The sequence below is a fragment of the Streptomyces sp. CB00316 genome (genome assembly GCF_001905595.1).
Lineage (GTDB): Bacteria > Actinomycetota > Actinomycetes > Streptomycetales > Streptomycetaceae > Streptomyces.
In genome coordinates this window covers 678,329-689,791 of the sequence record NZ_LIXI01000005.1, presented here as the reverse complement: position 1 = coordinate 689,791, position 11,463 = coordinate 678,329, and the positions used below count along the sequence as shown (strand labels likewise).

At 69.7% G+C, this 11,463-nt stretch carries 11 protein-coding genes, 1 tRNA gene and 1 pseudogene; 8 read left to right on the top strand and 5 right to left on the bottom strand.

Going from position 1 to position 11,463, the window contains the following annotated elements; all coding sequences use genetic code 11:
* Positions 1 to 21: 21 nt before the first annotated feature.
* Entirely contained in the window at positions 22 to 552 is a 531-nt protein-coding gene (locus tag AMK21_RS17745) for a MarR family winged helix-turn-helix transcriptional regulator (RefSeq protein WP_073878963.1), read from the bottom strand.
* 157 nt (positions 553 to 709) lie between these two features.
* Between AMK21_RS17745 and ilvA the strand changes: the two genes are divergently transcribed.
* The 3 genes from ilvA to AMK21_RS17730 all read left to right on the top strand — a co-directional run bounded on the left by ilvA (position 710) and on the right by AMK21_RS17730 (position 3,908).
* The gene (ilvA, locus tag AMK21_RS17740) at positions 710 to 1,939 is read left to right on the top strand and encodes a threonine ammonia-lyase (protein WP_073878961.1); all 1,230 of its coding nucleotides are present in this window, start codon (positions 710 to 712) and stop codon (positions 1,937 to 1,939) included.
* Positions 1,940 to 2,064: 125 nt separating this feature from the next.
* Positions 2,065 to 3,048, top strand: a complete 984-nt coding sequence (locus tag AMK21_RS17735; RefSeq protein WP_073878959.1) for an ATP-binding cassette domain-containing protein — start codon at positions 2,065 to 2,067, stop codon at positions 3,046 to 3,048.
* On the top strand, positions 3,045 to 3,908 hold the full coding sequence (locus AMK21_RS17730) for an ABC transporter permease (RefSeq protein WP_073878957.1): 864 nt from the start codon (positions 3,045 to 3,047) through the stop codon (positions 3,906 to 3,908). Before AMK21_RS17735 ends, AMK21_RS17730 begins: the two co-directional genes overlap by 4 nt.
* A gap of 99 nt (positions 3,909 to 4,007) precedes the next feature.
* Here the strand turns inward: AMK21_RS17730 and greA are convergent, their stop codons facing one another.
* A complete protein-coding gene (gene greA / locus AMK21_RS17725) occupies positions 4,008 to 4,505 on the bottom strand; it encodes a transcription elongation factor GreA (protein WP_073878955.1) in 498 nt (165 codons plus the stop codon).
* A gap of 201 nt (positions 4,506 to 4,706) precedes the next feature.
* The gene (locus AMK21_RS17720; RefSeq protein ID WP_073878953.1) at positions 4,707 to 5,123 is read right to left on the bottom strand and encodes a DUF4307 domain-containing protein; all 417 of its coding nucleotides are present in this window, start codon (positions 5,121 to 5,123) and stop codon (positions 4,707 to 4,709) included.
* 122 nt (positions 5,124 to 5,245) lie between these two features.
* Between AMK21_RS17720 and mca the strand changes: the two genes are divergently transcribed.
* Positions 5,246 to 6,127 carry a mycothiol conjugate amidase Mca gene (gene mca, locus AMK21_RS17715; RefSeq protein ID WP_073878951.1) on the top strand — a complete coding sequence of 294 codons (882 nt, stop codon included), beginning with the start codon at positions 5,246 to 5,248 and terminating at the stop codon, positions 6,125 to 6,127.
* A 1-nt stretch (position 6,128) separates the two neighbouring features.
* Positions 6,129 to 6,365 (top strand): hypothetical protein, encoded by a 237-nt coding sequence (locus tag AMK21_RS17710; protein ID WP_073878949.1) that lies wholly within the window; start codon positions 6,129 to 6,131, stop codon positions 6,363 to 6,365.
* An 80-nt stretch (positions 6,366 to 6,445) separates the two neighbouring features.
* Here the strand turns inward: AMK21_RS17710 and AMK21_RS17705 are convergent.
* A pseudogene (locus AMK21_RS17705) lies at positions 6,446 to 6,676 on the bottom strand (hypothetical protein); the annotation flags it as partial.
* A 706-nt stretch (positions 6,677 to 7,382) separates the two neighbouring features.
* Here AMK21_RS17705 and AMK21_RS17700 point away from each other — a divergent pair.
* The 3 genes from AMK21_RS17700 to AMK21_RS17695 all read left to right on the top strand — a co-directional run bounded on the left by AMK21_RS17700 (position 7,383) and on the right by AMK21_RS17695 (position 9,441).
* Entirely contained in the window at positions 7,383 to 8,015 is a 633-nt protein-coding gene (locus tag AMK21_RS17700) for a ScbR family autoregulator-binding transcription factor (RefSeq protein WP_073878947.1), read from the top strand.
* A gap of 155 nt (positions 8,016 to 8,170) precedes the next feature.
* Positions 8,171 to 8,258 (top strand) — tRNA-Gln (locus AMK21_RS35125).
* A gap of 100 nt (positions 8,259 to 8,358) precedes the next feature.
* Positions 8,359 to 9,441 (top strand): ferritin-like domain-containing protein, encoded by a 1,083-nt coding sequence (locus AMK21_RS17695; RefSeq protein ID WP_073878945.1) that lies wholly within the window; start codon positions 8,359 to 8,361, stop codon positions 9,439 to 9,441.
* 255 nt (positions 9,442 to 9,696) lie between these two features.
* Here AMK21_RS17695 and AMK21_RS17690 read toward each other — a convergent pair whose 3' ends face one another.
* A complete protein-coding gene (locus AMK21_RS17690; protein WP_073878943.1) occupies positions 9,697 to 11,202 on the bottom strand; it encodes an MmgE/PrpD family protein in 1,506 nt (501 codons plus the stop codon).
* Positions 11,203 to 11,463: the final 261 nt, after the last annotated feature.

Here is an 11,463-nt window from a genome sequence, read left to right as displayed (position 1 = left end):
AAGAGAGGCTTACGGGAAGGCTCAGTCGCTCTGCGGCGGCTGGTGGGCGGCCTGCCGGGCGGCCAGCGAACCGTTGAACCGGGTGAGCAGTGTGCAGAAGGTGTCCCGCTCCTCCTGCGTCCAGCCGTCCGTCACCTGCGACATCAGCTCGCGCCGCGAGGCGCGGACCTCCTCCAGGCGGGCCTGGCCGCGCGGGGAGAGCTGGAGCACGACGGCCCGGCCGTCCTCCGGGTGCGAGGTCCGCTTGACCAGCCCGGTGTCGACGAGCGGAGCCACCTGCCGGGTCACGGTCGAGGAGTCGATCCCCATGCCCGCGGCGAGCGCCTTGACGCCCATCGGGCCTTCCTTGTCCAGGCGGTTCAGCAGCAGGTACGCCGCCCGGTCCATCGAGTTGCGGACCTGGCCGACACCGCCGAGGCGGGTCTGCTCGGCACGGCGGGCGAAGACCGCCACCTGGTGCTGGAGGGAGTCCAGCAGGCGGTCGGGACCCGGGTGTTCGGGGGCGGCGCCCCCGGAAGGAGACGCAGCAGTCGTCATGTCCTGAGGGGGCATGGCCGGGGGCTCTCTTCGTGCGGTGTCGGATGGGTGGGGGACAGAGTACGCGGCCCCGGGGCAACGCGTACCAGTGCCGCACAAACCCGTGGACACCACCGCAGGCCGCCATGAGACAAGTCTGCCGCGACCGCTCCGAGCTGCAAGACTTGCGGGCATGACGTTCCGCGCGACCGCCCGACACCCGGCCCTGATCCTCGACGATGTCCGGGGCGCGCAGAAAATGCTGTCCGGGGTGGCCCGGGTGACCGCCCTGGAGGGCAGCCGTCATCTGAGCGAGCTGGTCGGCGCCCCCGTCCACCTCAAGTGCGAGAACCTCCAGCGCACCGGCTCCTTCAAACTGCGCGGCGCCTACGTGCGGATCTCCGGGCTCTCCCCGGTGGAGCGGGCCGCCGGGGTGGTCGCCGCCAGCGCCGGGAACCACGCCCAGGGCGTCGCGCTCGCCTCCTCCCTCCTCGGCGTACGCTCCACCGTCTTCATGCCCGTCGGGGCGCCGCTCCCCAAGGTCGCCGCGACCCAGGAGTACGGGGCCGAGGTGCGGCTGCACGGACAGGTCGTCGACGAGACACTGGCCGCCGCCCAGGAGTACGCGGAGCGGACCGGCGCGGTCTTCATCCACCCCTTCGACCACCCCGACATCATCGCGGGCCAGGGCACGGTCGGCCTGGAGATCCTGGAGCAGTGCCCGGAGGTCCGCACCATCGTCGTCGGCGTCGGCGGCGGCGGTCTCGCGGCCGGCATCGCCGTCGCGGTGAAGGCGCTGCGCCCCGACATCCGGATCGTCGGCATCCAGGCCGAGGGCGCCGCCGCCTATCCGCCCTCGCTCGCCGCGGGCCGCCCGGTCTCCCTGGACAACCCGGTCACCATGGCCGACGGCATCAAGGTGGGGCGCCCCGGCGACGTACCGTTCGCGGTGATCGAGGAGCTGGTCGACGAGGTCCGCACGGTCACCGAGAACGAGCTCTCCAGCGCGCTGCTGCTCTGCCTGGAGCGGGCCAAGCTCGTGGTGGAACCGGCCGGGGCGAGCCCGGTGGCCGCACTGCTCAGCGACCCGGAGGCGTTCCGGGGCCCGGTGGTGGCGGTGCTCTCCGGCGGCAACGTGGACCCGCTGCTCATGCAGCGCGTCCTGCGCCACGGGATGTCCGCCGCCGGACGCTACCTCAGCCTGCGGCTGCGGCTCACCGACCGGCCGGGGGCACTGGCCACCCTGCTGGCGGCACTGACCGTCGCCGACGCCAATGTGCTCGATATCAGCCATGTGCGCACCGACCCGCGCCTCGGCCTGACCGAGGTGGAGGTCGACCTCCACCTGGAGACCAAGGGCCCCCGCCACTGCGAAGAGGTCGAGGCGGCGCTGCGCGCCGAGGGGTACCGGGTCATCGGCTGACCGTCCGGTTCCCGACGGCTGGCCGGATCTCGTTATTCACCGCGCGGTGAGGCCCGGCGAATCCTAGGATCGCCCACGAAACCACGTGCGTGTACGTCATCCGCGAGCGATGGGGGAGTTCGTCCATGCCAGGTGCCATCCATGCCGAAGGTCTGGTGAAGACCTTCGGTGACGTACGAGCCCTGGACGGAGTCGACCTCGATGTCCCCGAGGGCACCGTCCTCGGGCTGCTCGGGCCCAACGGCGCGGGCAAGACGACCGCCGTACGGGTCCTGACCACCCTGCTGCGCCCGGACAGCGGCAGCGCTTTCGTGGCCGGGATCGACGTCCTGAAGAAGCCCAACGAGGTACGCCGCTCCATCGGGCTCTCCGGGCAGTTCGCCGCGGTCGACGAGTATCTGACCGGCCGCGAGAACCTCCAGATGGTCGGGCAGCTCTACCAGATGAGCGCCCGCGACGCGAAGGCCCGGGCGGGCGTCCTGCTGGAGCGGTTCAACCTCGCCGACGCCGCCGACCGTACGGCCAAGACGTACTCCGGAGGCATGCGCCGCCGCCTCGACCTCGCCGCCGCCCTGGTCGTATCGCCGCCCGTGATGTTCATGGACGAGCCGACGACCGGCCTGGACCCGCGCAACCGGCAGCAGCTGTGGGACGTCATCGAGGACCTGGTGGCGGGCGGTACGACGCTGCTGCTGACCACGCAGTACCTGGAGGAGGCCGACCGCCTCGCCAACGACATCTGCGTCATCGACCACGGCAAGGTCATCGCCCGCGGCACCTCCGACGAGCTCAAGGCCCGCACCGGCGGCGAGCGCGTCGAGGTCGTCGTGCACCGCCCGGACGAGATCGAGGCCGCCCGGTCCGTGCTGACCACCCTCGGCAAGGGCGAGGTCACCGTCGTACGGCTCTCGCGCAAGCTGACCGTGCCGGTGAGCGGCGGGGCCAAGCTGCTCGCCGAGATCATCCGCGAGCTGGACGGCGGCGGCGTGGAGATCGACGACATCGCCCTGCGCCGCCCGACCCTGGACGACGTCTTCCTCTCGCTCACCGGCCACGCGGCCGCGGCGGACGAGAGCGCGGACCCCGACGCCAAGGAGGAGACCCCGTGAGCGTCACCACCAAGGACGCCCCCGTCCTGGCCCCCCGCCCCTCCGGCGGCGTGGGCCAGTCGGTCAAGGACTCGCTCGTCGTCGCCAAGCGGAACCTGATCAGGATGACCCGGATCCCCGAGATGGTGATCTTCGGGCTGATCCAGCCGATCATGTTCGTGGTGCTGTTCACGTACGTCTTCGGCGGCTCCATCAGCATCGGCGGCTCCACCGACCCGCAGCTGTACAAGGAGTTCCTGATGGCGGGCATCTTCGCCCAGACCGTCACCTTCGCCACCGCGGGCGCCGGCGCGGGCATCGCCGACGACATGCACAAGGGGCTCATCGACCGCTTCCGATCGCTGCCGATGGCCCGGGGAGCCGTCCTCACCGGACGTACGCTCGCCGACCTCGTACAGACCACGCTCACGCTCGTCGTGCTCGCCGGTGTCGCCCTGATCGTCGGCTGGCGGACCCACGAGAACCTCGGCAAGGTGCTCTGCGGCTTCCTGCTGCTGCTCCTGCTCGGCTACGCGTTCTCCTGGATCGGCGCCCTCATCGGGCTCTCCGTCCGGACCCCGGAGGCGGCCACCTCGGGCGGGCTGATCTGGCTCTTCCCGCTGACGTTCATCTCGAACGCCTTCGTGCCGGTCACCGGCATGCCGACGTTCCTCCAGCACGTCGCCGAGTGGAACCCCTTCAGCGCCACGGTCGCGGGCGCCCGTGAGCTCTTCGGCAACACGATGCCCGGCGTGCCGAAGTCGGTCACCGGCGCGTGGCCGATGGAGCACCCGATCCTCGCCTCGGTCATCTGGTCGATCCTGATCATCGTGGTCTTCCGGACCCTGGCGGTCCGCAAGTACCGCTCGGCGACCGCCTGAGCCGGCCGGACGCGTACGCGTACGCGACGAACGACGCGGGACCCCGGCCCTTCGAAAGGGCCGGGGTCCCGCGTCGTGTGCGTCGTGGTGGGCCGGGTGTCAGCCCGTGTACGGCTTCGCGGCCAGGATCTTCACCGTGGCCGTCTTGCCGTTCGGCAGCTCGTACTCCGCTTCCTCGCCCGTGCGCTTGCCGTTCACGCCGATACCGAGCGGGGACTGCGGGGAGTACGTCTCGATGTCCCCGCTGGCGTACTCGCGAGAGGCGAGCAGGAACGTCGTCGTGTCGTCCTCGTCGCCGTCGAAGGCGATCGTCACGACCATGCCGGGCTCGACCACGCCGTCGTCGGCCGGCGCCTCGCCGACCTTCGCGTGCTCCAGGAGCTGGGTGAGCTGGCGCACCCGCAGCTCCATCTTGCCCTGCTCCTCCTTGGCCGCGTGGTACCCGCCGTTCTCCCGGAGGTCACCCTCCTCACGGGCCGCCGCGATCTTGACGGCGATCTCCGTGCGCGCGGGACCAGACAGGTACTCCAGCTCGGCCTTGAGCTGGTTGTACGCCTCCTGCGTGAGCCAGGTGACGTTTTCGCTGGTCTGGGTCACAGGTGCTCCTCGTCGGTGCTGGGAATACAAAGCATCGCCCTACCCGGAAGCATGTGCTTCCTCGGGTGGGCGAAACCACGAGCCTAACAATTCCCCAGGAAAAGGGGGAGAAGGTAAACCGTCACACGTCCGGGTGGACTACCCCGCCCTCGCAAGAGCGCAGGTCGCAGGGGGTGCGGAGGAGAGGGACGTGGGGAGAAGTCAGCCGGCGGGAGAGTCGCCGGCCGTGCAGCCCGTGAGCTCGACAGCGGTGGCCCGCGCCCGCGTCCGCATCACGACCAGCTCGTCGACCCGGCCGGCGCCCGGGCCGAAGCGGGTCTCCTTGCGGCCGACCTCGCTGCCGTCCTTGCTCAGCGCCCGTACGGTGCAGTAGCCCTCGACGTCGCTGTCCTTGCGCACTTCGAGGTGGGCCTCGGTCCGTACGTCGGAGACGATGTCGAACTTGATCAACTCGGCGCTGATGCCCTGGCCGGCCACGTATCCGAAGCCGATCCAGCCGACCACGCCGAGCAGCGCGACGCCCAGCACCGAACCGACGATCCTCAGCTTGCGGTCCGCCCGCTGATCGTCGGTCCTGCCGTACCGCCCCTGGGGCGTGGCTTCGCGAACCGCCGTCATGATCTTTCCCTCCGGTCCGGGCAACGAGGAATTTTCCGCCTCCCCGTTCGGTCACTATAGAAGTCGCCCGTGCGTCATCCGACCGCGCCCCACATCGCGACCACATCACTGAGGATCGAGCTTTGACTGAGCAGCTGCGACTGATGGCCGTTCACGCCCACCCCGACGACGAGTCGAGCAAGGGCGCGGCCACCATGGCCAAGTACGTGTCCGAGGGGGTGGACGTGCTGGTCGTGACCTGCACGGGAGGCGAGCGCGGCTCCATCCTCAATCCGAAGCTCCAGGGCGACGCGTACATCGAGAAGAACATCCACGAGGTACGCAAGAAGGAGATGGACGAGGCCCGGGAGATCCTGGGCGTCCAGCAGGAGTGGCTCGGCTTCGTGGACTCCGGGCTCCCGGAGGGCGACCCGCTGCCGCCGCTGCCCGAGGGCTGCTTCGCCCTGGAGGACCCCCAGGTCGGGGCGGGACGTCTGGTGGCGAAGATCCGCGCGTTCCGGCCGCAGGTCATCACCACGTACGACGAGAACGGCGGCTACCCGCACCCCGACCACATCATGACGCACACGATCTCGATGATCGCGTTCGACGGTGCGGCGGACGCGGAGGCCTTCCCGGAGGACGAGTTCGGGCCGGTCTGGGAGCCGAAGAAGCTCTACTACAACCAGGGCTTCAACCGGCCGCGCACCGTCGCGCTGCACGAGGCGCTGCTGGCCCGCGGCCTGGAGTCGCCGTACGGGGAGTGGCTGGAGCGCTGGAAGGAGTTCGAGCGGGTCGAGCGCACGCTGACCACGCACGTTCCCTGCGACGAGTTCTTCGAGATCCGTGACAAGGCGCTGATCGCGCACGCCACGCAGATCGATCCGGAGGGCGGCTGGTTCCGGGTTCCGATGGAGATCCAGCGGGAGGTCTGGCCGACCGAGGAGTACGAGCTGGCGAAGTCCCTCGTCGATACCTCCCTCCCCGAGAGCGACCTCTTCGCGGGCATCCGCGACAATGCCTGATATGTACGCGACCCAGGCACTGACGCACGTCGTCCCGCTCGCCGCCGAGCTCGACAAGAACAAGGTCACCCCCGGTGTCCTCGGCTTCCTCGTCTTCGCGGCCCTCGCCGTCGGCGTGTGGCAGCTGATGAAGTCGATGAACCGGCACATGGGGCGGGTGAACTTCGAGGAGGCCTCTGAGCCGGGGGCGGCCACGGCCGCCGAGGCCGGGGCCTTGGGGGGTTCCGCCGAGAAGTAGGCCCGGGGCCACGCGGCGCGGGCTCCGTCCTCCAACGCCGGACGGGCCGGAGCGGTCCCCGGACGGGCTGGAGCGGCCGGTCACGCGGTGGAGTGGGCCGGTACGCCCATCACCTCGCGGGAGTGGCGGGTCGGGGTGAGGCCGAGCCGCCACGCCTGCCGGCCGTCCGCCAGGTCCGTGCCCGGCTCCAGGGCCGCCGCGAACGCCTCCGCGCACCGCTCCAGCCCGGAGTCCCGGGACGGGTGGTGGGCGGCGGCGGGCTCCGGCGGCCTCTGCTGCGTTACCACCGTGCCCACCTCGCTGCCGCCCGGCCTCCTGCTCGCCGGCCGCCGACGGGGCCGCGGCGCCGAGGCCGGCCCACCGGCGCGAGCCGCCGCAGCAGCCGGCGGGCCGTCTCGTGCTGGTCGGTGTAGCGCAGCCACAGGGCCTCCTCCACCGGGGTCGGTCCGGCCACCCGCGCGTCGCGCCTCTTCCTCCGTGGTGCGCGCCGGCGTCCTCATCGTTTCCGCCCGATGACTGTCCCCCGTGTGGATCCCCCTGCGGACGCCCCTGCGCCCTGCGCTGCACCGCGTCCGACGCCACACCGCGTCCGACGCCGCGCTCTGATCCACCAGGAATAGTGGGACAGCCCTTGCGGAGGAAACGGGAACGAGCCAAACGGCGTCACGGGAGACCGACGGAATCGCGGGACGCGAGTACACTCGCGCGGGATTCCGCAAGGAGCCCTCAGGGTCCTTCACTCCGTCGGGACGCAAAGCAGCTCTCGCCCCACGGTCTATCCACCCAACGGCCGTGATCAGGCGGGAAGAACTCCATCAGTGTGGAAGCCCTCGTGGCTGGACAACGATCTGTACGGCAGCCGGGCGGAGCGGCTACGTTTCCGGATCTGCTTCACGGACGGCGATGTGCGACGTGCCGCTCCGAATTCCAGCGTGAGGCTTCTGTTGCGGCGGCTCTTGAGCGGCCCTGAACGTGAGCATATGCCAGGTGTGACGCCCGCAGAAAGAGAGTGAAGAGGTGCGGCAAGAGCGCGCGAAGAGGACGAGAAGACAGATCCTGGACGCGGCTGGCAAGCTGTTCGCCGCGCTGGGGTACGAGAGGGCGACGGTGGTCGACCTCCTCTCGCACTCCGGGGTGACCAAGGGGGCGTTCTACTTTCACTTCTCCTCCAAGGAGGATGTCGCCCGCGCTCTCTTCAGGGACCGGAGCCCGCGGCAGGGGCTGGTGGCGCCACAGGGGTTCCGGCTCCAGGAGCTCGTGGACGGACATCTCGTCCTGACCAGCAGACTACGCCACGACGCCCGTGAGCGCGGGTGCTTCCGGCTCTGCCTGGAGCAAGGGCTCGACGACGAACTGCGCAGAAGCTGGCTGCTCGAACGCATCGTGTTCAACGAGGAGTTGCTGACAGCGGCGAGGGAGGAAGGGGAGCTGTCCGCGCACGTGTCGGTGCGGGAGACGGCGGAGTTCCTGGTCAGTGCCTGCGTGGGGCTGCAGCTCATGTCCCAGACCGTCATCGACGACGCCGACACGGGCATGGAACGGCGGATCGCGCTCCTGCTGCGCAACGTCATGTCCGACATCGCTGTGCCGGCCGTCTACGCCGAACTGGACATCGACCAGGACCGGGGAATCAAGCTTCTGCAGATGTAGGAACTGCTCACCCCCGTTCCGCGTTTCCGCTGGGTGCGACAGGCCGCGGCGGTTGCGGGAAGTTAGCCGCGAGCTGCTGAGATTCGCGTCTCAGCGACATGTCAGAGCCGTCTGACACTGTTGTTCTTGTCACCGGGAGACACCGGTGGAGGTAAGGAGAGATTCCCGTAGCGGCCTAACGGGGCCCGGACTTGTTCCGGCCGGGGCTCTTGCCCCTCGCAGGTTCGAATCCTGCTCTCTCCGCTGCGCTTGCAAGACGCGGACGGCGATGTGTCCGGCGATGTGAACATCTCGCCGGACACGTCGCCGTGCAGCGCTCGTCGCGACCGCAGGAGACATTCTTATGGAACTCGCCTGGAACTTCCCCATGCAGGGCTCGAGTCGTTTCACATGGGAATACGATTCCGAGCGCGAAACCCTGATGAACCTCTACCAAAAGGGCAAGGACAAGCAGTGGGACAGCGCGAAGCGCATCGACTGGTCCCTCGAAGTCGACCCCTACGACGCCCTCGGAACTCCTGAGCACACGCTCGGCCTGTACGGCTCGAAGCAGTACTCCAAGCTCAACGTACGGGAGAAGCAGGAACTGCGGCAGCACATGGCGGCCTGGGAGTTCAGCCAGTTCCTGCACGGAGAGCAAGGCGCGATGATCTGTTCCGCGCGCATCGTGGAATCCGTCCCCGACATGGACGCGAAGTTCTATGCCTCCACCCAGGTCATGGACGAGGCCCGGCACGTGGAGCTCTTCTCCCGGTTCGTGCAGGAGAAGATCGAGATGACCTACCCGATCAGCCCTCACCTCAAGGAGCTGCTCGGCCAGGCCCTGGGGGACTCCCGCTGGGACATGCCCTATCTCGGCATGCAGGTCCTCATCGAGGGGCTCGCGCTCGCCGCCTTCGGGATCCTGCGGGACAAGACCACCAAGCCGCTGCCCAAGCAGATCCTCTCGTACATCATGCAGGACGAGGCCCGGCACGTCGCCTTCGGAAGGCTGGCTCTGCGGGACTACTACAAGAACCTGAGCAGTCAGGAACTGGCGGAGCGCGAAGAGTTCATCATCGAGGGCTGCTACCTGATGCGGGACCGGCTGCGGATGCAGGAGGTCTGGGAGAACCTCGGGTTCGACATGAAGGAGTGCATGGAGTACATGAACAACGGTCCGCGCATGCGGGCGTTCCGTTCCCTGCTCTTCACCCGCATCGTGCCGTGCGTCAAGGACATCGGCCTGTGGAGTCCCAGGATCCGGCAGGCGTACGACGACATGGGCGTCCTGGACCTCGCAGGCGCCGACCTGGTCAAGCTGATGGAGTCCGACGAACTCCAGGCCGAAGCCCTCGACGCGGAACGCCGTGAGATGGAGGCGAGGCGCGCCGAGGTCCACGAGGCCATCGCCGAGGGTGCGCTCAGCACGTCCGGCGGCAGCTGATTGCGGGAGCTTCCGTGCGGCGCGCTGGAACCGGGGGCCGCGCGGCGATGAGAGTGCGGGGCCGGTGCCGTCCACGACGGACCACCGGCCCCGCGCCGCTTCCGCGACGTCACTTCAGGTGAAACCGGTGCACCGCACACGCGGTTCTCCGGGCCGGGCCATGTTCCCCGTCTCCGGCACCGACAGTGAGGGGAGGGGCCCGGTGTGAGCACCGGGCCCCTCCCCTCGTCGTCCTCGACGGCCGGGCCGCGCGCCTCAGGAGGCGTTGTCGAAGATCAGTGTCAGCAGCCGGCCCACCTCGTCCGCCGACGCCTCCTCCAGGCGGTCGACACCGTCGGCGAACTCCTCCTGGCCCCCCGTGCCGAGCCACTTGTCCCGCACCACCCCCGCGATCGGCGGGCGGCCCTCACCGCCGACGGCGCCCATGGGCACCATCAGCTCCCGGCTGACGCTGCGCCCGTCCTTCATGCGTACGTGCACCCGTGCCCCGGTCACCTTGCGGGCGTCGCTGAAGTCCCGGCTCGGCGGCGGGAGTTCGCCCACCAGGTCGACGAGCCACTGCCCGTCGCCCTCCCAGCCCGCACCGAACTGCCGCAGCCACTCCTTGCCCCGTCCCCCGGCCTGCCGCAGCGCCTCGCCGAACGGCACCTCGCAGTGGAACAGCTCCCGCGTCATCTCCCGGTCCAGGCGAACGTCCATCCGGTCGGCGAGCGACCACCGCTCCGTGTCCTCGATCGCCTTCTCCGTGAAGTCGCCGGTGCTCAGCTGTCCCGTGATCAGGGCTGTGGCGAGGGTGTACCGCAGCGAGAACACCAGCGCGCTCACCGGGGACAGGGCGCCACGCAGGTACTCGGCGGCCCGGCGCTCCACCACCGCCGTGTACAGGGATGTGTCGACGCTGATCTCGTCGATGTCGGCGGCGCGCAGCGGACGGTCCGGCGAGGAAAGCTCCCGGTGCAGTTCCAGGCCCAGATCGATGGCGGAGTCCATGCCCGGCCCTCCGGGGTGCACTTTGAAGGACGTCGTGCGGGTGTGCCAGCGCGTGCCGAGCCCGGCCACCACGGCCTCGGGAAGCGCAACGGTGGCGAACCGGGAGAGGAACCCCTCCGGATGCTCGAGGATCACCGGGCTGCCCGCGAGGCCCACGGCCGACGCGTCACAGGCGTCGAGCCCCACGCGCACCGGGGTCGACGCGCCGAAGAGCTTGGCGTCGCCGTCGAGGAAGCCCACCGGCACGGTACGGGGAGGCAGCCCGAAGCCGAGGCCGAGTGTGTCCACCCACCGCTGCGCCGATGCGTTCTCGCCGCGCAGCCGCCCGGCTATGGCCCCGGTGACATGGGTGAACGCGGCGCTCTGGCCCCGGAAGGGCCCCAGCGTCGTGGCGGCGGTGATCCGCGCCGCCGTCTCGTTCGCGACGACGATCGAGGTGAGCAGTTGCTTCCCGGTGAGCCCTTGTCTCGTGGCGTACGCGAGGGGGACGGCCACGGTCGAGTTGGACAGATGGCCGGCGTAGGCCGTGTCGTCGAAGTGGAGCCAGGATCCGAGACCGGAGAGCACGAAGGCGGACCGGGCCGGGTCGTCCTGGAACGGTGCGCCGAAGCCCTGGACGAACCGTCGGCCCAAGGGGTGGTCGAGGCCGGCCCGCACGGCGGCCATCTGGGACAGGATCTGGTGTTTGGCGATGGTGACGACGTCGTCCGGTATCTCGTCGAAGCGCAGCGCGCTCGCCCATCCCGCCAGCTCTTCCGTGAGTGTCGTCACTGGGTCTCCCTCAATCCTCTCGGGTGCTCTCACGTCGTGCTTCGGTGCCTCTGCGTGTCTTACGCGCGAGAGGGCCCCACCCCTCATCCCGGCGGGCGGCAGGTGTTGTGATGCCGCCCCTGCCGTGGCTGTCGTCGTGCGCCCGCCAGGGATCACGGGACGGCTCCGAGCAACGCCGGCGCCGTCCGCCCGGAGCGGAAACGGCTGGTCGCGTGAGGGATTCCGGTGAGCCCGGGAGGGGGCCGTTCACCCGGGCCATGG